The 23,049-nt window shown below is 45.2% G+C and carries 16 protein-coding genes; 15 read left to right on the top strand and 1 reads right to left on the bottom strand.

The annotated features are described in order from the left end of the window. Nucleotides 1–4: 4 nt before the first annotated feature. From coaD to ACSYSH_RS02620, 5 genes are all read left to right on the top strand, one after another. Complete coding sequence (gene coaD, locus ACSYSH_RS02640) at nt 5–481, top strand: pantetheine-phosphate adenylyltransferase (protein WP_489815849.1); 477 nt, start codon at nt 5–7, stop codon at nt 479–481. A gap of 110 nt (nt 482–591) precedes the next feature. Continuing rightward, nucleotides 592–1,311 (top strand): helix-hairpin-helix domain-containing protein, encoded by a 720-nt coding sequence (locus ACSYSH_RS02635; protein WP_491702434.1) that lies wholly within the window; start codon nt 592–594, stop codon nt 1,309–1,311. Next, entirely contained in the window at nt 1,311–3,647 is a 2,337-nt protein-coding gene (locus ACSYSH_RS02630; RefSeq protein WP_491702435.1) for a DNA internalization-related competence protein ComEC/Rec2, read from the top strand. Before ACSYSH_RS02635 ends, ACSYSH_RS02630 begins: the two co-directional genes overlap by 1 nt. Further along, nucleotides 3,616–4,611: a DNA polymerase III subunit delta gene (gene holA / locus ACSYSH_RS02625; RefSeq protein WP_491702436.1), complete on the top strand. Its 996-nt coding sequence runs from the start codon at nt 3,616–3,618 to the stop codon at nt 4,609–4,611. The genes ACSYSH_RS02630 and holA overlap by 32 nt, the downstream gene beginning before the upstream one ends. A 286-nt stretch (nt 4,612–4,897) precedes the next feature. Further along, entirely contained in the window at nt 4,898–6,631 is a 1,734-nt protein-coding gene (locus ACSYSH_RS02620; protein ID WP_491702437.1) for a BspA family leucine-rich repeat surface protein, read from the top strand. Nucleotides 6,632–6,883: 252 nt separating this feature from the next. Here ACSYSH_RS02620 and ACSYSH_RS02615 read toward each other — a convergent pair whose 3' ends face one another. Next, the gene (locus ACSYSH_RS02615; RefSeq protein ID WP_489815844.1) at nt 6,884–7,843 is read right to left on the bottom strand and encodes a Dyp-type peroxidase; all 960 of its coding nucleotides are present in this window, start codon (nt 7,841–7,843) and stop codon (nt 6,884–6,886) included. A 214-nt stretch (nt 7,844–8,057) separates the two neighbouring features. Here ACSYSH_RS02615 and ACSYSH_RS02610 point away from each other — a divergent pair, with 214 nt between their 5' ends. The 10 genes from ACSYSH_RS02610 to mgtE all read left to right on the top strand — a co-directional run bounded on the left by ACSYSH_RS02610 (nt 8,058) and on the right by mgtE (nt 22,879). Further along, nucleotides 8,058–8,858 carry a RecX family transcriptional regulator gene (locus ACSYSH_RS02610; protein ID WP_491702438.1) on the top strand — a complete coding sequence of 267 codons (801 nt, stop codon included), beginning with the start codon at nt 8,058–8,060 and terminating at the stop codon, nt 8,856–8,858. A 107-nt stretch (nt 8,859–8,965) separates the two neighbouring features. Then, nucleotides 8,966–9,535: a nucleoside tri-diphosphate phosphatase gene (gene ntdP, locus ACSYSH_RS02605; protein ID WP_047975116.1), complete on the top strand. Its 570-nt coding sequence runs from the start codon at nt 8,966–8,968 to the stop codon at nt 9,533–9,535. Between the two features lie 73 nt (nt 9,536–9,608). Continuing rightward, nucleotides 9,609–13,214 carry a PD-(D/E)XK nuclease family protein gene (locus ACSYSH_RS02600; RefSeq protein WP_491702439.1) on the top strand — a complete coding sequence of 1,202 codons (3,606 nt, stop codon included), beginning with the start codon at nt 9,609–9,611 and terminating at the stop codon, nt 13,212–13,214. Continuing rightward, complete coding sequence (addA, locus tag ACSYSH_RS02595) at nt 13,207–17,331, top strand: helicase-exonuclease AddAB subunit AddA (protein ID WP_491702440.1); 4,125 nt, start codon at nt 13,207–13,209, stop codon at nt 17,329–17,331. The genes ACSYSH_RS02600 and addA overlap by 8 nt, the downstream gene beginning before the upstream one ends. A gap of 97 nt (nt 17,332–17,428) precedes the next feature. Then, nucleotides 17,429–17,674, top strand: coding sequence for a YqgQ family protein (locus tag ACSYSH_RS02590; protein ID WP_491702632.1), 246 nt, complete (start codon nt 17,429–17,431; stop codon nt 17,672–17,674). A 191-nt stretch (nt 17,675–17,865) separates the two neighbouring features. Beyond that, nucleotides 17,866–18,846, top strand: a complete 981-nt coding sequence (locus ACSYSH_RS02585) for an ROK family glucokinase (protein ID WP_252773701.1) — start codon at nt 17,866–17,868, stop codon at nt 18,844–18,846. A gap of 140 nt (nt 18,847–18,986) precedes the next feature. Continuing rightward, a complete protein-coding gene (locus tag ACSYSH_RS02580) occupies nt 18,987–19,562 on the top strand; it encodes a GTP pyrophosphokinase (protein WP_252773702.1) in 576 nt (191 codons plus the stop codon). A gap of 62 nt (nt 19,563–19,624) precedes the next feature. Continuing rightward, entirely contained in the window at nt 19,625–20,434 is an 810-nt protein-coding gene (locus tag ACSYSH_RS02575; protein WP_489815839.1) for an NAD kinase, read from the top strand. 89 nt (nt 20,435–20,523) lie between these two features. Beyond that, nucleotides 20,524–21,429: an RluA family pseudouridine synthase gene (locus ACSYSH_RS02570; RefSeq protein WP_491702441.1), complete on the top strand. Its 906-nt coding sequence runs from the start codon at nt 20,524–20,526 to the stop codon at nt 21,427–21,429. 82 nt (nt 21,430–21,511) lie between these two features. Beyond that, nucleotides 21,512–22,879 (top strand): magnesium transporter, encoded by a 1,368-nt coding sequence (mgtE, locus tag ACSYSH_RS02565; RefSeq protein WP_491702442.1) that lies wholly within the window; start codon nt 21,512–21,514, stop codon nt 22,877–22,879. Nucleotides 22,880–23,049: the final 170 nt, after the last annotated feature.

Here is a 23,049-nt window from a genome sequence, read left to right as displayed (position 1 = left end):
GAAAATGAAAAAAGCAGTCTTTCCAGGGTCTTTTGACCCGTTGACCAACGGCCACTTGGATATTATTCAACGCGCTTCTGAAATTTTTGATGAAGTTGTTGTGGCTGTGGGAATTAATACGAATAAAAAAGGGTTGTTCACACCGGCTGAACGCTTGGAGTTGGTGGAAGAGGCCGTAGCCGATTTACCAAACGTTCAGGTTGGCCAAGTCGACGGCTTGACTGTTGACTATATGAGCGAAATTGGTGCGAGATACTTAGTCCGTGGTCTCCGGAATGCCAAGGATTTTGAGTACGAACGTGATATTGCGGAAGTCAATTCTGTCTTGGCTAGTGTTGAGACAGTCTTGCTCTTGGCAAAACCGGAAAATCAGAATGTCTCATCATCGATGGTGAAAGAAATTGCCAAATTTGGTGCTGATAAGCTTGATGCTTTCGTTCCAGCGGTGGTGGTAACCGCCTTACAAAAACATTTTCAATAATCAACAGCCAACAGCTCGTTGGTACGTATCCAAAAAAATTGGCTATTCGTACTAAAAAGTGGGTTGGCTTTTTGTTTGCGCCTCGTCTAATTGGCCAGGAGGTCGAGCAGATGACGTACAAAAAATTATTGACTTGGATGATGGAAAGTTTGATTGATTACTGGCGCTATTTGATTGTGGCTGGTTTGGGTTTATTGGCAGTGATTGTTGTCTTTTTTCGATTGAACTTCTTGGGGGCCGAGCGGGAAGTCAAGCAAGATAGCTCCGTTCCCAGGCTATCCTCTGCGGTCAATGAAAAACAAGAAAAGATAGTGAATAAGAATGAAAAGGGAAAAATCAATGCTAATGGTCGCGTGATGGTTGATCTCAAGGGTGCGGTTAATCACCAGGGAGTGGTCGACTTGCCAACGGGGAGTCGTCTCCAAGACGCTATCCAACAGGCTGGTGGCTTAACGGATCAAGCCGACCGTAATCGTATTAATTTAGCCCAATTATTGGTCGATGGCCAGGCGCTTTATATTGAACAAGTTGGCGAAGAAGGGCCCAGTCAGCTAGGAGGCAACGGCTCTAATGGAGTTGCTAATGCTAGCGGTGTTCGAGCAGGCGTAACGGCAGGTTCTTCAGGAAATAGTGGGGGAACACTCGTGAATTTAAACACCGCTAGTGCCAAGGAGTTAGAGACTTTGGCTGGCATTGGTCCCAAGAAGGCGGAGCAGATTGTGGCTTTTCGTGAAGAAAAACACCGTTTTCAGTCGGTTGAGGATTTGAAAGAAGTCGGTGGCATTGGTCCTAAACGCTTTGAGCAATTGAAAAATCAGGTAACAGTTTAATGACGCTGCAGGCAACGTTGAAAGCTGCTTGGCTGGTGGGCGCTTTGTCATTATTGGTTTACCGGTCGAATTTGTTGACCATCTGCTTGGCATTATTGTTTACTTTGCTTGCTCTTTTCACAGTGCGTGGCAGGGACTTGTTGATCGTGTTTGTCTTGTCATTGGCTTTTTTATTGTATTTTTTGATCGATCAAAAAACATTAGATCGTCAGGCTAATCTTCCCGATAAAAAAGGACAGTCATTTGCGATACTAGCCTATCCAGACGAACAAACTACTAATTCTGAGGGGCGTGTTGCTGGCATTGGCCGCTTAAAAAGTTCTGGTGATCGTGTCTATTATTACTACCAGGCACATAACCCGGAAGATTTAAAACGATTTCGGTCGATGGCTTGCCCGACTCTGTTACATGGTCGGGGAGATTTTACGCCAATTATGCCGGCGACTAATTTTTATCAATTTGATTTTAAAGATTTCGCTAAAACAAAGAGAATCACTCATCAAGTTCGCTTTCAAGAAGTAGACTTACGGTTAAATCTTACAGCTAGCTGGTTTGACCGACTGAATGCTCAATTTCACTATTGGCACGCAATTTTGTCAGATCGTGCTAAGGCACTGCCTAACCCAGTAAGTAACTATGCCTTGGCACTCTTACTCGGTTCAAAGGATCAGACTTTGTATGATGATAACCCTAAAATTCAGGAATTAGGCTTGATTCATCTCTTTTCACTATCAGGCTTCCATGTCGCTTTTTTAATGGCTGTCATTCGTTGGCTGGGGCGTTTGGCCGGCCTTTATCAGGAGATTACTTTGGCCATAATGGCTCTTTGTTTGATTGCCTTCTATTGGCTGACGGCCTGTCCGCCAATTCTTGTTCGTGCAGTTATTACTGGTGAAAGCAGGATTTTTGCGCAAGCATTTAACTACCGGTTTACCTCGATTCAAATCTGGTCATGGTCGTTATTATTGACGTTGTTTGTTCATCCCCAGATTTTATTGACTCTGGGGGGGCAGCTGTCATTTTTCTTAACTTTGGCCTTAGCAGTTTTACCTGAAAATTGGTCGGCTTGGCAAAAGGGACTTTTTTTATCAGTTTTGTCCTTTCCCCTCATCGTGGCCCAGCAGTATACTTGGAATATTTGGCAAAGTCTTGCTAATTTGATTGCTATCCCAGTTTTTTCGCTAGTGATTCTACCCGTTGTGTTGTTTGCTTTTTTCGGCCAGGTGATACCGGGTCTGGCTGACATAGCCAATTGGCCGGTGACAATATTTGACCAAACCGTCTACTGGATGGGCAATCTTCCAGGAAAAATTGTTATCGGCGCACTGCCTTGGCCAATTTTACTGACTTTGGGGTTGGCTCCATGGTTTTTATTGGGGGCCGAGAAAGTTGGTCGTCGGTGGGTGGTTGCTACTTGGCTGTTTGCTTTTTTAACTGGATTTTTTCTAGTACACTTTTCAAAAACTGGCGAGTTTACAACCTTTGATATCGGCCAGGGGGATGCGGCCCTGCTGAAAGAACCATATAATCAATCGGTGACTTTAATCGATACAGGTGGCAAGGTCTCATTTCAAAAATCAGGCTTTTCTAGCCAGGAAACGGTTGAAAACAGACTCCATCGAAACCAGAGTTGGCCGAAAAATCAGGAGGGGCAGGCACGGTCAGTGATCGTACCATACTTGCATGCACGTGGGATTAGCCGCATCAATACGTTATCGTTGTCTCACCAGGATCAGGACCACCTTGGCGATGCTCGAGTGATTTTGACGATGTTTCAAGTTGACCAAGTTTTATTACCAGCCGGGATGACGGAGCAGCCAGCTTTTTTGAAAAAGGTTCAGCCTTATTTGGGACGAACCAAGGTTATTTCAGTGACTGATCAGGTACAGCCAGCTAACTTGCCATTGCGGATTTTGCACCCGTTTCGACAGGGAAGTGGGGAAAATGAAGATTCCATTGCCCTGGGTGGTCGGATTGGTCCGCTGGTCTTATTTACTGCTGGTGACTTGGATCAGGCTGGGGAGAAAAGGATCTTGGCTAGGTATCCAGATTTTCGTCCGGATGTGGTTAAGTTTGGTCATCACGGATCAAAGACAGCGACAAATCCAACTGTGATTGCTGAGTGGCAGCCGACCTATGGCCTGATTTCTGCTGGTCGAAAGAACCGTTATGGCCATCCAAATCAGGAGGTTCTAGAAATTGCTGCTAGACAAAAAATGATTGTCTATGATACCAGGCGTCAAGGTATGCTAAGATATGTATATGAAAATCACGAAAAAGGACATTTCCAGGTAAAAAGCACCAATGACCTTACAAACAGTAAAACAACAAATTGATCAGGGGGCATTGCCAAACCTGTACTTGGTGACCGGTAACGAGCCCGCGTTAATTCAAAAAGCCCACCGATTATTTGCTTCGATTATTGATCCGGCCGAGCAAGAAATGAACCAATCGACTTATGATTTCGCTGAAGTGGGCCTGGACCCAATTCTTGATGATTATTTAAGTGCTCCTTTTTTCGGCGATCACCGCTTAGTTTTGGTTGAAAATCCGTCCTTTTTAACGGCTGGATCGAAATTGACGGCCAATCAAGAAAAGGCTTTGCAAGAAGCACTGGCCCAACCAGTGCCTGGAAACCTCTTGGTTTTGTTTGCCAATGAGGCCTCTTTAGACAAACGCAAAAAGGTGACCAAGTTCGTTTTGAGTCGAGCTGAGCTGCTTGATTTGCCAGCATTGGATGAACGCCAAACCCGCCAGGCTCTGCACCAGTTCTTAGGCCAGCGACGAGTTGAAATCAACCAAGAGGCTGAGGCAGAGTTACTGTTAAGGACTCAGGCCTCTTACTCGCAAGTCTTGGCTGAATTGCCCAAACTCTTGGCTTACGCTAGTCAAACAAAGACGATTGATTTAACAGGGGTAACAGGACTAGTTTCGAAGGAGTCAACGGCGCAGGCTTTTGACTTGGCCGATTTGGTTTTGAAACAGAAAAAAGCCGAAGCCCTGCATCTGTACCATGACCTCATCAAAAATGGTGAAGCACCGTTACGGTTAAATGCCCTTCTGCTTGGCCAATTTCGTCTGTTATTACAGGTTGCTGGTTCAACCGGAAGCGACCAGTCGTTAGGAGCCACTTTGAAAGTGCATCCTTATCGGGTAAAGTTGGCACGGCAATCATTAAGTCATTATCGGTTGGGGCAGGTTCGAGCCGGATTCTTAAATATTTTGCAGATGGAAATTAAGATGAAGTCCGAAACGGTTGATCCACTCTTTTTATTTGAACAGTTTCTGTTAGAGTTTTAAAAAAAGGAACAAGCAGGGTAACAACATTGCTGGTGATAGGTGGTAAAGCTCCCAGCGTTAAGTTTTGATAGTTTCCCAGAATGTTTGAAAATTGCTATGCCGATATTTTTTAGACTGGCAGCAGTTTTTTTATTGCAATTGTTGATTTATGTTACTTGAATAAAATCGGTATATTTAAATATACCGATTTTTTATTGAAATAATTTAATTATAAATATTTTTTAAGATATTTTATATGGTATTTTCATTTCGAAAGTATTACGATAATTAACGAAGGGAGCAATTTATGAAACGAATGTTAAATAATTTAGATGAAAAAAATGAGCGCAAAGTTTTGCATAAAGTTAAGAAAAATTGGGTTGTTTTATCTCTACTTTCATTTACGTTGTTCGGTGTAAATATTGCTTTACAAAATGAACATTCCTTTTTATCATTTGGAACACAGCAGGTAAGTGCTGCTGATGTGAGTGTCAGTGGCTATGATGGTTCTGCCCACTGGTCTTACGATGCGTCAACGAAGACGTTGACTTTTGATGGCGCAGGGACTTTGGCAGGTGGTTCGCTTTTTTATGGACACAATATTCCAGTGGAAGTGGAACATATTGTTTTCGCTCAAAAAGTCGCTGCAGTAGCTGATTCTAGTTATCTCTTCTCGACCCTTGAGGGGACTGGATCACACTTAGAGAGTATTGATCAACTTGAAAATCTTGATACTCAAAACGTTACGAACATGGCTGGTATGTTTTCTGGAGATAGTGCCCTCACATCATTAAATTTAATGAGTTTGGATACTCGAAATGTTACGAACATGGCCGGCATGTTTTATGGCGTATCAAAGCTGACTTCCTTAGATTTATCTAATTTTGATACCAGCAAGGTCAATGATATGTCGAATATGTTCCTATATGATTCTTCCCTAGAGTCACTAAATATCAGTAGCTTTAACACAGAAAATGTAACGACAATGGAGAGGATGTTCTATAATGATGTGACATTGAAATCCCTCGACTTATCAAACTTTATTACTAAAAATGTGACGAACATGGAAAGCATGTTTGGAAAAACAACTGGGTTAACGGATTTAAACATTGCTAACTTTGATACAGATAATGTTACTAGTATGGTAAATATGTTTACTTCAATGGGGAATGACTTTGATCGAGTCGCCGTGGTTTTACCCCAACAGCATTTTGATACGAATGCTGAAATTGGTAGTGGTTTTCAATTTATTACTGCTGCTTCAGCTCGGGATGGTGGAACGGCTGCACAGCCTAAAGGGCAACAGTTGACAACTAGCCAGTACCAGGAACGTTTTAACTCGGGTACGGCCGCTGCTGATACTTATATCTTTGGTAATACTCAGGATGAATTGCAAGATTCGACCGATAATCGGGATGTTCAAGAAACAATTCACTATCAGTATGCAGACGGCAGTCAAGCTGCAAAATCAGTGACCCAAACGGTCACCTTTAAGCGGCCAGTTACCACTGATATAGTAACTGGTTTGAAGACCTATGGCACATGGTCACCCGACCAAAGTTTTGCCGCAGTATCGAGTCCAATGATTCAGGGGTACAGCACCGATCAGAGTGAAATTGCTAGTCGAACAGTAACAGCGACAGCGCAAAACTTAGCTTACACGGTGACCTATACCAAGGACGCACCAAATTCGAGTCATTCTGGTTCAAACACCAACGGTTCAAACGCCAACGGTTCAAACGCCAACGGTTCAAATACCAACGGTTCAAATACCAACGGTTCAAACGCCAACGGTTCAACCACCAATGGTTCAACCGCCAACAATTCGAACATGGAGGTCTTGCCAGAGAATCATCAAACTGCAAAGAAAACAGTGACTAATCACTCCGGTTCGAATACGACAGCTGATGATGCTGACCAGTTGCCAACATTACCATTAACTGGAAAGCAGACTCAATCCTTCGGGGGTATATTCTTGATGATAGTTTCCGGTCTAGTGACAGTAGTTTCTTTCTTGGTAAACAAGAAAGAAAAGAATTAAGAAAGTGTTGCACTGCTTGTTGAGTGATCGATAATAACTGCTGCAAGAAAATTCGTCGAATTTAAAACTCCACAAATTAAAATTGCCAGCTAAGTGGCTTTTAGCAATTAAGTTTCGATAAAAGATTGGTCCTTAGTTGCTTTTTTGTTGGTATTAAAATTGCTGCTGACGTAAAATCAAAAAAACCACAAAAGAATTATCTTTTGTGGTTTTTTGCTTGCCAAACTGGGTTGAACAGTTTATTTTAATTTTTTAATCAAAATCATCGTCAGCAATTTGTGCTAATGTATCGCGGGATGGGATGAAGAAAAGTTGACCTGACAAAAGTTCTGAGAAGGTCAATAGGAAGTCGGACTTATCAACCATGTTTTGCAACATGCCCTTCGTTACTTCCCAATGACGGGCGTAGCCCATGAAATAGGTGCCGGTATTGCCGGTAGCAGGGTCAGAATAAGGGACGTTCATGCGAATGATTTTCTGTTCAACGCCATTTGGTTCGTACTTAGAAGTGACGTTATGGGCATTTTCGTACTTCTGGTCGTCTTCCAATTCCAAATCAGAAAACTTTTCGCGCCCAACAGCTTTTTCCTGTTGCTCGGTCTTCATTTTATTCCAGAAGTCCATGTTGTGACGCCATTTTTGCGCAAAGGCGTATGAGCCATTTTCAAAAGCAGCGTCTTCATCGCCAATCAGGGCATAGTCGGCAGAATCTTCCGGTGCCGGTGCTTCGGTTCCATCAATGAAACCAATAATAGCACGACCTTCGAAATAGCGGAAACCCTGGGTCGAATCAACAACCTCAGTAAAGTCTTTCAAGAACTTCATAAATTGGGTTTGAGCTTCGACGACAATGGCTTGGTTATTGGCACGAATATGGAAGAAAAGGTCACCTTCGGTGGCAGGCATGCTATATTTTGGTCCCTTCATACCGGTGAAGGTTTCAAGTTCCTTTGGCTTGGCAGACTTTGGGAAAAGTAGTTCCCAAGCGTGACTGGAGAAGCCGATGGCAACCTTCAACGTTGAAGGGGAACCGTCGTTTTGGCCATCGCGGATTCGTAAGGAGCGGATGATGGCTTGTGAGCGGTCCGCAAAATCGACGATGGCATCATGCAGGTCGCTTTGTGGCAAATCTTTAAATTTCAATACGGTAAACTGGACGCTTTGCCCGATGTCTTTCCAGACATCTTGGGCGACTTTCGGATTAATTGGCATTGTAGCAATTCCTCATTTCCTAATTTTACTTTTTTCATTGTACCGCTCTTTTGCTTGAAACGCTATAAATAAGATTGATTCTAATTAATTTGAATATTTTCTAATGAAAATCAGTTGAAAAACTTTGCTGTGAGTCTAATTTGAACAGCAATTGCTTGTCGTTGTTGGTCTTGCATGACTGGTATTTTTAGGCAAAGCTTCGTAAAATAGACCTATGAAAACAATCACGAAAATTGCTACACAAAAGCGAAATGGCCGCTATAATATCGAATTAGATGGGCAGTTTGCCTTTGGGCTGTCCGAAAATGTTTTGGCAAAGTTTGGTCTTTTGAAGGGCCGTCAACTTGATGATGCTATGGTTGACGAACTAAAGAAAGCGGAAAAGGTTGACCAGGGTCTCAAAATTGCGTTGAACTATTTGAGTTCTGCCTTGCGGACTGTTCGCCAGGTTAAAGATCGGCTGAGGCAAAAGAAGGTCGAAGCTGGTGTCATCGACCAAGTCATCAGCCACTTGGGCCAGCAGGGACTATTAGACGATACGGTTTATGCTAAGCATTATGTCGCCACGAAACAAGTCTTCAATCCTAAGGGACCAAGGGGGATTGCGCAGGATTTGAAGCAGGCCGGTGTCCAAGAAGACATTATCGAAAACGCTATCTTAGACTTTGCAGAAGAAGACCAAGTTTTAGTTGCAACAAAGATGGCAGAAAAATTAGCGCGGACCCATCGACGGGATTCGACAGTAGTTCGTCAACAAAAAGTTGCGCAAGCTTTGGTGCAAAAAGGTTTTGCCTATGATTTGGCTAATCAGGTGATCAATGATTTAGATATTGCAAATGATGTAGACGATGAGCAAGAAAATGCCAACAAGCAGGCAGAAAAGCTCGCTCGCCATCATCAGCGCCTTGCTGCTCGAGACCGATTTTATAAGGTGAAGCAGGGTCTGTATGCCAAGGGTTATCGCGGTGAGGTAATTGAGCAGGCTCTGGAAACAATTGATTTTGAAGAGGAATAACAAGGTACTTGCATCCTCTTCTTAGAAAAAATTGACCATATTAGCCAACTGATTTTAAAATTATGGTATAATTGAAAAGGAATTTTTGTCAGAAAAGTGGGACGAGCATGATTGTTGATAAGCCAAGTCGCGGACCGCGCGAAGGGGATGTCATCACGATCAAAAGCTATAAGCATGACGGCTCGCTGCATCGAACCTGGCGTGACACGATGGTGTTGAAAACCAGTGAGAATGCCATTATTGGTCTAAATGACCATACTTTGGTGACAGAAGATAATGGTCGGCGCTGGGTAACTCGCGAACCGGCTATCTTGTACTTCCATAAGAAGTACTGGTTTAACATCGTCGCGATGATTCGCGATAACGGGATATCTTACTACTGTAACTTAGCCTCACCATACACTTTGGATAAAGAAGCGCTCAAGTATATTGATTATGATTTGGACGTTAAGGTTTTCCCAGATGGGGAAAAACATCTCTTAGATGCGGATGAGTATGCGGCCCATAGTAAACAATGGCATTACCCTAAAGAGGTTGATCAAATTTTAAAGGCACACGTTAAAATTTTGGTTGACTGGATTAATAACGAAAAAGGACCATTTTCGCAAGGGTACGTCGATGTTTGGTATTCTCGTTACCAATATTTGATGCAACAGCGGTTAAAAGATCGTCGTTGACTAAGTTAGAAGAACACGGAAGCGTGTTCTTTTTTTGTATAATAAACATAACTAAAATAGATTAGGGGATAACATGGCGGTTACGATTTTATTGACACCGGGTGAGGTAGACAGCCGGCAACAACTGGTTGAACAAATTCACAACCAGCTGGTCCACCAGGACCGGCGTGATATTTATTACGTGGTGCCTAATCATGTGAAGTTTGATGCGGAAGTTGACGTCTTAAAACGGTTGGCTCGGGCTCAGGGTTATTCGGCAGACCAAGTTTTTGCACAATCTCAGGTTCAGGTTTACTCGTTAACCCGGTTAGCTTGGCGTTTTTTACAGGCAGAAGGGAAGGTCCAGCCACCAGTACTGGGAGAGGCGGGTCTTTTTGTGCTGGTTTCTCAAATTTTAAAAGAGAATGCCAGCCTCTTGCCAACTTTTGCCCGAATGCAAGCCAAGAAAGGTTTTGTGCAAAATTTGGTTAGTCAGTTAGCTGAATTACGTGGCGCAGAAATCAGTCCTCAGGATTTGCTGGCTATCTTGGACCAGGTCCAGGAAAGTGGGCAAACGAATCCCTTGCAGACCAAAAACTTGAACCAGAAGCTCCGCGATTTGGCAATTGTAGCAGACGCCTTCAACGAGGCCTTGGCGGAGCGCTATTTGTTGGCCCAAGAAGCCCTACCTTATTTTGTTGAGCAAAGCGAGAACTTGGACTTAAGTAATACTGTCATCTATCTTGAAGGGTTTACCGGTTTTACGGCTGGTGAATGGTCCGTGATTCATTTTTTGATTGAAAAAACTGATTTGACCTTGGCCATCTTGGGTGACAAAGACCAGTTGACCACGTTTGAGTCTGGGGATGTTTATGCCAAACCGCTGACAACAGCTTTGACCATTATCAAACGCGCCAAGCACAAGGAAATTGATATCACGGTTTTGGATGGCCGGCAAAGGCAGCCTTTTGACTTGGTGGCTGATCGCCCTGTCGAACCTGCTGAAAAGCAGGCTGCAACTAAGTCGGTATCAGAAAACAAAACAAGAAAAACTACGAAGGAAATCCTATTACCGGTTTGGGCTAAGTTAGGCTCCTATCAAGAGCCTGAAGAAAAACAGGTTGAACCTGATTTACAAGCCTTTGTGGCGGATAATACTGTGACGGAATTAGAAGAGGTGGCTCGGCGGATTCGTCAAGATTTACAAGAACAACCCGACCTTCGTTTACGGGATATTTTGGTTTTAGCCCGCGACTTGGGCCCTTATAGCAAGCATTTACCGGCAGTGATGAACCAATTTGACCTGGCGTATTTCTTAGATAATGACATTAAGATGGGAAACCATCCCTTGGTTGAATTGGTGACGAAGTTGCTTGGTCCTGCCAATCAGGCCTTTTATCCGGAAAATATTCTCACAATTTTGAAAACTGGTTTCTTGCGTCCCAGTCAAGACGGCCAGTTGATTAGTGATGATATTTATTTTGAAACCGTGGCCTACCTGGATAATTATTTGGCTGGCCATCGTCCCTCTGCACGAAAATGGCATGACCGGCAGGCACAGTTTATTTTATTTGAGGATAACGGTGAGCCCGATCGCCCTGGCTTTGACCAAGATCAACGGGTTAACCACCGTCTGAACTTGTTGAAGGGTTTCGTGGTGGAAGCTCTCGATGCCATGCACCAAGGATTAAAGCAAGCGAAAACGTTAAGCGCTGGGGCCCGTTTTTTGATGGCTTACCTTGATCAATTTCAGGTTAAAAAGGCGATTATTAACCATCGGGATGCTTTGGTGGCAGCTGGTGACTTGGTTAAGGCACAACAGGTCATGGAAGTTTGGCAGCTCTTTATTAATATTTTGGACCAAGTGGTCCAGGTCGCCGGTGAGCAAGCCTTTGACCGCCAGGTTTTTTTGGCAGCACTACAATCAGGCTTTGCCGGAGGGAAGTTTACCGGGATTCCTAACCAGTTAGACCAGTTAACCATTTCAGAGGCTGGAATCGTGCAGAGTCAAAAGTACCGAATTTTGTACTTTATTGGAGGGACCCGGTCGGCTTTGCCAGCACAGGTTAAGAATAAGACCGTTTTGACGGATCAAGACCGTCTGCTCGTTCAGCCGGCATTGGCCGAACAAGAAACACCACGTTATTTGCGACAAACCGCTGCAGCCCAGATGGCCGAAGAAAACTTGGTTTTCTATGGAGCGCTACAGGCCGCTTCGTCAAAGGTCGTTTTGTCCTACCCACTGTTAAATCAGGAAGGTCAGCAAAATGAGATGTCGCCTTACTATAGTCGCCTGCTAAATTTCTTTTTGGTACCAGTGCAGCCTGTAGCAGGGCAGGCCAAGAATTTGGCTGATTTAACGGCGCATTACTTGGGTACACCAGCAGCGACGCTTTCGCAATTGGCTAAGATGACTGATATTGTCGGCCAGGAAACTGATTTTCAAATTGTCCGAGATACTTTGGCTGATACCGGTTTAGGCGGCCAGGTTGACAGGGTTTTGTCGAGTCGCCACTACCAAAATCAGGCCCGGATTTTGACCCCTGCTTTGGCCAATGAGTTATTTCAGCGGCCCCTGCGGGTTTCAATTTCACAAATTGAAGCCTTTTATCAAAATCCCTATGAATACTTCTTGAAATATGGTTTGCACTTGCAGGAACGGCCAAGTGCCGAGCTAGATGCTGCTTCGACGGGGATTATTTATCATGACCTCTTTGAAAAGGCAATTTTCAACCTGATTGAAAAGAAGGAAAGTCTCCGCGACCTGACACCAGCAGAGATTAAGACAGTTGTTCAAGGTGAATTAGAGCGGCTAGTCCAGGAACCGCCATTTGCTGAGTTAAATGAGGATGGGCAAGGTAAGACAGTGGCCAAGTATTTGGACCAGGTTGCCCAGGAATTGCTCAAGCAGTTAACGCAGGCAGCTCAAACGAACCAGTCTGTCCCAAACAGGGTTGAAACGCTCTTCGGCTTTCCTCAGGGTGATTTGATGGCCTTGAGTTTAGGTGAGGGGGACCGGGAGGTCATTGTCCGTGGTAAGATTGATCGATTAGACCGACAAGATCCAGCTGGGAACTTTGCCACTTTGGTTGATTACAAGACATCCAAAAAAACTTTTAGTTATCGTGACGCAGCCAATGGCCTGCAGCTACAATTGCTGACTTACTGGCAGGCTGTTCAGGAAAACGCCAAGCAGTTGGGCATTCAAAACGTTGGCGGGGCTTTCTTTGCCCCAATCCAGCAAGAGGTGATTCCACTGGCTAAATTCCGCGGTGATGTGGATGAATTGTTGGCTGGTAAAGCCACTAGTCAAAGCTTTCAGTACCGGGGCTTGGCCTTGGATAATCCTGATTACCTAGACGAATTGGAACGACTGGCGCCAAAGGAAAAGGCGCGCTATTATCAGTTAACGATGTCAAAGGATGGACAGCCAACGGCCACATCGGAAACGATTGCCGCTGCTGATTTCGCGCTATTAGCTAAGAAAAACCGAGAACTCTTGCAAGAAGCGGCCGCAAAGATTCAGGCTGGACAATTTCCAATTCGACCGGTTGAAAGCGCCCTACAATATTCCGCCTATCAGGACATCATGCGCTTTGATAAGGTCTTGGGGGACCATTACCAGGTGCCGAAGTATACCGGTCGGAAGCAAGCAGTTATCAAACAGTTACAAGCAGAAGAGGATGGTGAAAATGGCTAGACGATACACCGAAAATCAGGCCAAGGCAATTAGCCATAGCGGCCACAATATCCTAGTGGCGGCCTCGGCTGGTTCCGGTAAGACAACGGTCCTCATTGAACGCTTAGTTCAAAAAATTTTAGCCGGTGCCAGTGTTGATGAATTTTTAATCGTGACCTTTACCAACGCGGCTGCTGCGGAAATGAAGGAACGGTTAGAAGTAGCGCTTACGGAACAAATTGGCCAGGTGACAGATGACCAGCAAAAACGTTTTTTGCTGGATCAGTTGGCACTTTTACCCGTTGCGAATGTCTCGACTATCGACTCCTTTGCGTTGAAACTCATCGATACGTACTACTATAAAATTGGTCTCGATCCTAGTTACCGGCTCTTAGCCGATCAGGCGGAGCTGAACCTGCTAAAGGACCGGGTGATTGGGACGGTCTTTGCTGATTTTTATGACCAAGGCCATCCTGACCATGAAGCTTTTTTGGCCTTAGTCAATAACTTTGCTAATCCAAATCAGGATCAGAACCTCAAAGAAAAAGTCTTAAAACTGGCTGATTTTGCCTTAGCCCGGCCGGACGGTTCAAAGTGGCTGGCCTCTTTGGCGGGTGACCCTGACAACGGTGAGTTGCAGAGTCAGCCGGCCTCGATGAAAGCCACTAACAGCGGTAGTTTACAGACGAAGTTAGCCTTGGAGACTGAGACAGATTCAGAATCAGTGGCTGCTTCAAGGCCAGCGCTAGTTGACCAGAACAACTTTCAAAAGTTGTTAGCACCAAAAATTTTGGCAACTTTTAACCAGGCGGACCAGGTTTTTACTGGAATCTTGCAAGACATCGAGGGTATTAGCGAGTTAGAAAAGACAGCCAATTTTGTCCAGAATACCTTGGATAGGGTCCATCAAATTCAACAGGCGTTAACCGAACACCAATCCTTTGATACTCTACGGGGGTTGATTGCAGCCGAATGGGGCAAAATTCCACAAGCGAAGACGGCCAAGGTCTTTAAGGAGGATCCTGACTTAGCAGCACTGTTGGATGAAGCTAGAGCCGGCTTTAGCACCTTTTTTGCTAAATCTGGTCGTGTTGGCGCAGTTATTAACCTGAACCAAACTATTTTTGCTTTGACAGAAAATCAGTGGCAACAGGTCAATGTGGCCGGTGACCGGTTAGTGAGAACGCTGGTGACGGTGACGCAGACGTTTTTGACTGCTTTTGCTGCTAAGAAGCGGGAGGAAAACTTGCTGGACTTTTCAGATGCCGAGCAGTTGTCCTTGCTGATTTTACAGCAAGAAGATGTGTTGAACTTGGTGCAAAGCCAATTTCAAGAAATCCTGGTTGATGAATACCAGGATATTAACCGACTCCAGGAAAGCTTCTTGAAAAGCTTGTCAAACGGTGAAAATATGTACATGGTCGGGGATGTCAAGCAGAGCATTTACGGTTTCCGTCAGGCAGATCCGTCGCTCTTTACCGGTAAATACTTTGACTTCGCCAGGGAGGACAGCCCAGATGAACGAATTGAATTGGCTGAAAACTTTCGATCAGAAAATAACGTGACGACAGTGATTAACCAGATTTTCACCCAATTGATGGATGAGGAGCTGGGTGATATTCCATACCAGGATTCTGCTAAATTGATTGCCGCAGCCTCCTATCCGGAAATGGTGCCAGCGATTTTTCAGCTGGATATCATCGAACAGGCAAAACTGGAGGAAAATGCCTTTGTGACTGATGATCGTGGTGAAAATCAGACGGGGGTAGCAGCCGATAATAACGAAAAACGGGCCAGTCAGTACCGCTACTTAGCACAAAAGATCCAGGGATTGATTCAAACCGGGGAAGTCTATGATCAAACGGCCGGTTTGATGCGTCCAGTCAAGTTTTCCGACATCGCGATCTTAACGCGGTCAAAGACTGGTTATGTTGAATTATTGCGCACGTTAAATCAGGCTGGTATCCCAGTCCAGTCGGATGGGGTTGGAAACTACTACCAGGTCATGGAGGTGTACTTAGTCCTTGACCTCTTGCGAATTGTTGATAATCCTCATCAGGATATTGCCCTTGCGGCCGTCTTGCGATCACCAATTTTTGCCTTTGATGAAAATGATTTGGCGGAAGTTCGCTTGGCTGACCGCCAGCACGATTTCTATACCGCCGTGGTAGCGGATGCCCAGCAGCATGCCCGCAGCCAAAAATTCTTGGAGATGCTCGGTTCCTGGCAATCATTGGCTCGGCAAAATGATTTGGTTGGCTTGGTTTTGGCGATATACCAGGATACCGGTTGGCTGGATTATGTTGGTGGCCTGCCCGGCGGGAACCAGCGGCAAGCTAATTTGCACGCCCTGTATGAAAAGGCCGGTGCTTTTCAAGAGAACGGCCAATCAGGGCTGTACGCCTTTATCCAATACATTGAAGAAATTCAAAAGAACGGCCAGGAAGTGGGCGAAGTCGCCCAAGAAGCGGCCGAGGAAAGTGTTGCCTTGATGACCATCCATGCTTCTAAGGGGCTGGAATTTCCAATCGTAATTTTGCCAGAGCTTGAAAAGGAGTTGAATGCCCGCGATATGCAAGGGGACTTCTTAGTGCAAAAAGATGCCGGTGTTGGTATTGATTACTTGGAACCAAATGCCAAGGTTAAGGTAGCGACAATGGCAAAGTATGCCGTCAAGGAAGCTTTGCAACGACAGGCTTGGTCAGAGGAGATGCGCCTTTATTACGTGGCCTTAACTCGGGCCAAACAGCAGCTCTATCTGGTCGGTACTGTTGCTAAGCAAGAAGATGAAAGTGCCCGGCCACGGGCGCTTTATCTTGAGGCGCGGTCAACAACTGGGCAGTTCTTAGGTCGCGACTTACGTCTTCGGTCCAAGTCTTACTTGGATTGGACGTTGATCACTTTGGCTCGGTTGCAGGTGCCAGCGCTGACTGAGTGGCTGGGCGAGGTCCAAACGCCACGGTTGCCATCAACTCAAACGCCACAAACTGGCATAATTCAAGTCGCCATTATTCCAGAAGAAGAAGTTGGCCCCTTGAAGGTGGAATCAGCTGGCTCGTCAGCCATATTACCGGCTGCTGGACCAGCAAATGCTGGCACATCGAAGCAGCCAATTGACAGCGACCTTCTGCGTGACCGTTTGAATTACCAATATCCTAACTGGCCAGCGACCCAAACAGCCGCCTATCAATCAGTCTCTGAAATTAAGAGTCTCTTTGAGGATCCGGACCAAAGTCAATTGGCAAAGTTAACCTTGGATCAGGCCGGTCACCAAATGCCATGGCCGTCTCATTCTGCTGAGAGTGAAAATAGCGCAACATCCCAGCAGCCGGTGGCGGAAAAGTGGCAGCGATTCGAAGAGAGGACCACGAACAAGCAGCAACTATCCCGAGGCAATGCTGTCTTGGATAACAGTAGGAAAAGCGAGCCCAACTGGTTTGCTCAGTCGGCAAGCGAAGAAAGTGCCAGCCACCGTCCTGACCAGCGTGTCTTGGATCCGACGGCTCATGTACTCACGACCGATACCTTACCGGTACCAGCCTTTGAAGAGGACGGTCAAGTTAAGCCAGCGCCAACTGCGGTGGGGACCGCGACCCATCTGATTTTACAGTTGATTGATTTTAACCAACCCTACACGTTGGCCGGCCTTGAAGAGCTGTTGGCTAGTTTGGTGACGGATGGCAAGGTTTTGGACCAGGTGGCTACTCTGGTTGATTTGGATCAGATTCTGGACTTCTTACAGACGGACATGGCACAAACAATTGCTCGTCATTCAAAAACACTGCACCGGGAAAATCCATTTTCAATGTTGGTGCCTGCTAACCAGGTCTATCCTGATTTAACCGAAACGGAACCAATTTTAATTCATGGAATCATTGACGGTTACTTTATTGATGACCAGCAAAAAACGATTACGCTCTTTGATTACAAGACAGACTATGTGGCGAAAACGCCAGGGCCAAAGCAAAATGAGGGCTTGGCCAAGATTCGCCACCAATATACTGGCCAAATTCGTCTCTATCAGTCGGCTTTGCAGCAGGAATATCCTGGCTACCAGGTCCAAAATGGACTTTTAATTCTTTTGGCTGGTCATAAAACGCTTGAAATTTCGGCTAGGCGGCCGGTGGGACTTTCGTAATCGGCTTTGTCAGCGTATAATGGCAGGCAAGTCAGGTGGGTTTCGCCGACTGTTTGTTAAGGCCAAAAATTAGGTCTGCATGAAACGGGGAATTTTGATGAAAAATTTTTACGATATTTTACAGTACTTAAAAACTTATGACGTGTTCATTCACTTAGGCAAGCGTCTCTGGGATATTGAAATGGCCGCTTTGGAAGTTGATAACCTTTACAAAGCCGATGTGCTTCCAAAAGAAGACTACCAAAAAATGAAAGTTATCTTGGCCAAGGAGCATGACCAGGAGGCAAAGCTGACTGGGGATTATTCTGGTCCGGACTTTTTAGCCGCAAGTAGTGTGCAATAAATTTTATGGTCGGCTGATTTTTCTTTAGTTGGATTGATTGGACAATCAGAATAATATTGTTTGAAAAATAACTTATGTTGTTTTTTTGTAAACGCTTGCATAAGGTGGACAACCTTTGTTAAAATAACTGAGTAATCTAAGATACAGGAGGAATGTTCTGTCAGGCCACTGCGGCAGAGCTACAGTAAATTATGGCAAAAGATAAATTAATCGGGGTTGACCTCGGTGGAACTACCATTAAGTTTGCGATTTTGACTGACGAGGGTGAAGTCCAACAAAAGTGGTCAATTCAAACCAACATTTTGGAAGACGGTAAGCATATCGTCCCTGACATTATTGAATCAATTAATCATCACTTGGACTTGTACCAATTGGACAAGAGCCGCGTGATTGGCATTGGTATGGGAACTCCTGGAACAGTTAACCGTGAAGAGGGAACTGTTCAGGGTGCCTACAACTTGAACTGGGCACAAGAACAAGCGGTCAAGGAGCCAATCCAAGCTGGAACTGGTTTTGACTTAACCATCGATAACGATGCCAACGTTGCTGCCTTAGGTGAAGCCTGGAAGGGTGCTGGTAACAACGATGCCGATGTTTCCTTCATTACTTTGGGAACTGGTGTTGGTGGTGGCTTGGTTGCCAACCATGAATTGATTCATGGGGTTGCCGGTGCTGGTGGTGAAGTTGGCCACATTATCGTTGAGCCAAATGGTTACTTGTGTACTTGTGGTAACTATGGCTGCTTGGAGCAATACGCTTCTGCAACCGGTGTTGTTCACTTGGCACAGGACTTTGCTGAACAGTATGCTGGTGAATCAAAGTTAAACCGGATGATTGATAATGGTGAAGAAGTAACTTCAAAGATTATCTTTGATTTGGCCAAAGAAGGTGACTATTTGGCTAACGAAACGGTTGATAAGTTGGCTTACTACTTGGGTTATGCAGCTGCCTCCATTTCAAACATCTTGAACCCATCAGCTATCGTGATCGGTGGTGGTGTTGCTGCAGCAGGTGAATTCTTGCGCGAACGTGTTGAAAAGAACTGGACAAAGTTTGCCTTCCCAACTGTTCGAACTTCAACTGTTGTTAAGTTGGCTGAATTGGGCAATGATGCTGGTGTTATTGGCGCTGCTTCATTGGCTAACAAGAACAAAAAAGAAATTTTGCTCTAATTAACGTTTAAATATTCAACAGAAAACAAACAACTGACCGGTTGTTTGTTTTTTATTATCTCAAGGGGCCAGCAAACTTATGGTAAAATAGGAAGTGATCTTGGTAAGCAAATTGCCAACGTTTCAAGGAGGACCGAGTAGTGGAGTGGGAAAGTTTTTTTGAACCATACACCCAGGCCGTCGCAGAGCTAAAAGTGAAGTTGAATTATCTCAGCGCACAGTACCAAAAGGACGGACAGCCAACGCCGGTTGAGTATGTTACGGGTCGGGTGAAGTCCCAAGCGTCAATTGAAGAAAAAATTGTGCGTCGGCACTTGCATGAAGACCGTCTGGCCCTCGATTTGCAAGATATTGCCGGTTTGCGGATTATGACCAAATATATTGAAGATATTTATGCGGTTGTGGAAATCTTACGCAAGCGGACTGATTTTACCATTTTGGAAGAACGCGATTACGTGATGAACGCTAAGCCTTCAGGCTATCGGTCATACCATATGGTGATTGAGTACCCTGTTTCCTTATTAGATGGGGAACACAAGGTTTTAGCAGAAATTCAAATCAGAACCTTGGCAATGAACTTCTGGGCAACAATCGAACATGATTTGCGCTATAAGCATGGTGAGATTTCACCGGAGATGGCCGAAGAATTAACGGAAATTTCCAATCAGACCTTTTCACTGGAACAAGAATTTTCAGAAATAAAGGCCAAAGATTAAGAAGAGCCGGCTTAGGCCGGCCTTTTGATTAGCAAGCAGAAAAAGATCTTAGAGGAGCAGGCATGAAAGTCGCCTTATACAATAATGATCAGGCCCAGTCGCTTGCCATTGTGGCCGACCTGAAAAAAGAATTGAAAGCCCAGGGAATTGCTTTGGACCGGGAAAACCCCGATTTAGTGATTTCTGTTGGTGGGGATGGCACCTTACTTGGAGCCTTTCAAGAATATATCGATGGCAATGACGACCTACGTTTCGTTGGTTTACATACCGGTCATCTTGGATTTTATACTGACTGGCTGGGCAGTGAGGTCAAGGAACTGGTGAAAAGCTTAGTCCAAGATGAAGGCCAGCGTGTTTCTTACCCGTTGTTGAAGATGACAACTGTGATGGCCGATGGTGCCAGGCAGGAATATTTGGCCTTGAATGAGGGGACGATTAAACAGCCAGTTGGCACAATGGTCGCCGATATTTGTTTAAGTGGCCGGCTCTTTGAGGGCTTTCGGGGGGACGGTGTCGCCATTGCAACGCCAACTGGATCAACTGCTTACAATAAGGCCAATGGTGGGGCAGTCTTACACCCATCATTAAAGGCAATCCAAATGTCTGAAATTGCGTCGATTAATAATCGGGTCTTTCGAACGTTGGGATCACCATTAGTGGTCCCGGCGGGACAGAAGATTACCATTCGACCCAAAACCAAAGCTTTTTTGTTGACCTGTGATCAGTTAGAAATTTTGGCCGAGGGCATTGAGGCCGTTGAATTTGAGGTGGCCGAAAAAGAAGTTCATTTTGCTTCCTTCCGTCATTTAGACTTTTGGAGTCGGGTGAAACAGGCCTTTATCGCTGACAGCAGTGATGAAGACGTTGAATAAGTGGCAGGGTGGTGTCTGGTTGAACAAAGATACTGCTTTTGCATGGAATTGAAAGGAGCTGGTTGACAGACCGGCACAGATAAATTAGTATGAAATTTTCTTGGACATATCAGGGAAAAGAAGAACGGAAGGTCCGCTCTTTCTTACAAAGTCACGGTGTTTCACACCGGATGTTTTCACAAATGAAGCATAATGGCGGTGCCATTTTAGTGAATGACCAACAGGTTTATACCTCCGATTATATTCAGGATGGCGACCTAGTCACGATTGTGATGCCGGTTGAAACGGGCAATGACTTGGTCGTTCCCGATTTCACGCCATTGGCTGTGATCTATGAAGATGAACATTTTTTGGCTGTTGATAAGCCATACGGTGTTACCACTGTCCCAGGACATGCCGATCGACTACATACGTTGGTCAACCAGGTGAAGGGGCACTTGCTTGATGAGGGCGCCGAAGATTTGGTCCCCCACGTCGTAACCCGTCTTGACCGCGACACTTCCGGGATTGTACTGTTAGCCAAGCACCGTTTTGCTCACGCCGTTTTGGACCAACAATTGCAAGATCATTCGGTGGAAAAGTTCTACACAGCCTATGTTTCTGGCCACTTGCCAGACGATCATGGCCTGATCGAGGAACCGATTGGCCGTTTGCCGGGTGACTTTATCAAGCGCACGGTTACACCCGACGGTAAATTATCAAAGACGGAATATTGGGTAGAACATCGGTACACTAATAATGAAAATCAGCCGATAACCCGGGTTAGGGTTCAGTTGCATACCGGACGGACTCATCAAATTCGTGTTCATTTTGCTCACATCGGCTTTCCGTTGGTGGGAGATGACCTGTATGGCGGACCTTTGTGGTATGGGTTGAAGCGTCAGGCCTTGCACGCCTACCAAATGACCTTCTATGATCCTTTTATTGAAGAAAACCGTCATCTGCAAACGGATTTACCGGCCGATTTACAGGCATTAAAGGACATTCAAGGGTAAAAACGTATACGAATGAGGTTGAAGCTAAGCTGATTTTGTAGTATTTTCAAGGAAGATAAACGAAGTGGAAAGGAATCCTTTCATGGAATTAGACAATGAGCAGCAAGTCCAACAAGCTGTCCATGCCTTAACGGATTTGCTCGAAAACGGACAAGACGATGATTTTATGACCGAATTTATGACCCTGCACGACTTTGAAAAGGGCCAGGTTTACGCTAGCTTTTCGAAGAATATTCGGGAGGTTGCCTGGCGGGTCATGGATGACGAAACGCTTGCGACTGTTTTTGATAACTTGGAAGGCGATGCTGAAGAAGTCGTTGATCTTTTGCAGGAGGTGCCACCACAAAAGGGCGCCAACATCCTCGTTGAAATGTTTGCCGATAATGAAGCTGATTTGTTCCAAGCCATGCCGGCCCGGTTAGCTTCAACGTATTTGGCATTGATGCCTGATCGAGAAGCTCAGGAAATCAGAAATTTGATTAAGTATGAGGACCAGACGGCCGGGGCCCTAATGGCGACTGAATACTTGGCAGTAGCTGCTGGCTCAGTAGTCAAAGACGTTCTAGCCCAAGTAAAAAAGCAGGCAGAAGAGGCTGAGTCAATCATTTATGTTTATGTGGTTGATGAAAACCATCGCCTGGTTGGAATTGTTTCCTTGCGGGACTTACTCACACATCCGGATGAGATGACGATTGAGTCAATTACTAATACCCGGGTTATTTCGGTCAAGGCGGGTGATGATCAAAAAGAAGTTGCCCAAGTCGTGGCCGACTACAACTTCTTTGCTATTCCGGTGACCGATGACGATCAACATTTGTTAGGAATCATTACAGTTGATGATATTGTTGATGTGATTGACGAAGAAGCAGTTGAGGAGTACTCAGGTTTAGCTGCCGTCGATGTTTCTGATACCGATGATAGTCCCTGGCATTCTGCTTTGAAGCGGATGCCGTGGTTCTTGGCACTGTTGGTTTTGGGCCTGATTTCCGTCGCCCTCGTCGCTAGCTTTGAGCACACGATCCGTCAGGCACCAATTCTGGCAGCATTTATCATGGTTATTGCTGGGATTGCTGGTAGTGCAGGGACGCAGTCCTTGGCTCTGGCTGTCCGCCACTTTGGTTCAAGCACGGATAAGTCGTTTTGGAAGAATCTGATTTCTGAGTTGCTGTCTTCCTTTGTGTTAGCCATCTTAGCGGGTGTAGTCCTTTTCGGCTTTGTTTTCCTTTGGCAAGATAATGAAGGTTTGGCCCTAGCCGTTGCCTTGTCTGCAACCGTTGCGATTCTGCTTTCAGCCCTGTTGGCTTATTTGGTACCGGCAGCACTGCGTAAAGTGAATTTGGATCCAGCATTGGTGAATGGACCGTTGGTGCAGACCGTGGTTGATTGGGCGGCTATCCTGGTTTACTTTGGGATTGCTACTAGTATGTTGAATGAATTTATTGGAAAATAGTGTTGAAGCGCTGTCATGAATCAATGACAGCGCTTTTTTAGTTCGGATTACTTTTATTTTATTAAATGAAAATTAAGAATAGCTTGAAACCTGCAAAAAAAGAGTTCGATAGTGTAGAATATTCAGTGATAGGCTTGGCTGACTTTCTTAGGCTAGGTCACCTTTGAAAG

This window comes from Fructobacillus sp. ESL1117 (assembly GCF_058508565.1).
The sequence above is the reverse complement of the archived record's forward strand: the minus strand, read 5'-3'. Positions and strand labels throughout refer to the sequence as shown.

Bases quoted from the DNA above. Each gene is read 5' to 3' on its own strand.
- ACSYSH_RS02615 (WP_489815844.1), bottom strand. From the start codon at position 7,843: ATGCCAATTAATCCGAAAGTCGCCCAAGATGTCTGGAAAGACATCGGG.
- ACSYSH_RS02610 (WP_491702438.1), top strand. From the start codon at position 8,058: ATGAAAACAATCACGAAAATTGCTACACAAAAGCGAAATGGCCGCTAT.
- ACSYSH_RS02575 (WP_489815839.1), top strand. From the start codon at position 19,625: ATGAAAGTCGCCTTATACAATAATGATCAGGCCCAGTCGCTTGCCATT.
- ntdP (WP_047975116.1), top strand. From the start codon at position 8,966: ATGATTGTTGATAAGCCAAGTCGCGGACCGCGCGAAGGGGATGTCATC.
- ACSYSH_RS02590 (WP_491702632.1), top strand. From the start codon at position 17,429: ATGAAAAATTTTTACGATATTTTACAGTACTTAAAAACTTATGACGTG.
- holA (WP_491702436.1), top strand. From the start codon at position 3,616: ATGACCTTACAAACAGTAAAACAACAAATTGATCAGGGGGCATTGCCA.
- ACSYSH_RS02635 (WP_491702434.1), top strand. From the start codon at position 592: ATGACGTACAAAAAATTATTGACTTGGATGATGGAAAGTTTGATTGAT.
- ACSYSH_RS02600 (WP_491702439.1), top strand. From the start codon at position 9,609: ATGGCGGTTACGATTTTATTGACACCGGGTGAGGTAGACAGCCGGCAA.
- mgtE (WP_491702442.1), top strand. From the start codon at position 21,512: ATGGAATTAGACAATGAGCAGCAAGTCCAACAAGCTGTCCATGCCTTA.
- ACSYSH_RS02630 (WP_491702435.1), top strand. From the start codon at position 1,311: ATGACGCTGCAGGCAACGTTGAAAGCTGCTTGGCTGGTGGGCGCTTTG.
- ACSYSH_RS02570 (WP_491702441.1), top strand. From the start codon at position 20,524: ATGAAATTTTCTTGGACATATCAGGGAAAAGAAGAACGGAAGGTCCGC.
- coaD (WP_489815849.1), top strand. From the start codon at position 5: ATGAAAAAAGCAGTCTTTCCAGGGTCTTTTGACCCGTTGACCAACGGC.
- ACSYSH_RS02620 (WP_491702437.1), top strand. From the start codon at position 4,898: ATGAAACGAATGTTAAATAATTTAGATGAAAAAAATGAGCGCAAAGTT.
- ACSYSH_RS02585 (WP_252773701.1), top strand. From the start codon at position 17,866: ATGGCAAAAGATAAATTAATCGGGGTTGACCTCGGTGGAACTACCATT.
- addA (WP_491702440.1), top strand. From the start codon at position 13,207: ATGGCTAGACGATACACCGAAAATCAGGCCAAGGCAATTAGCCATAGC.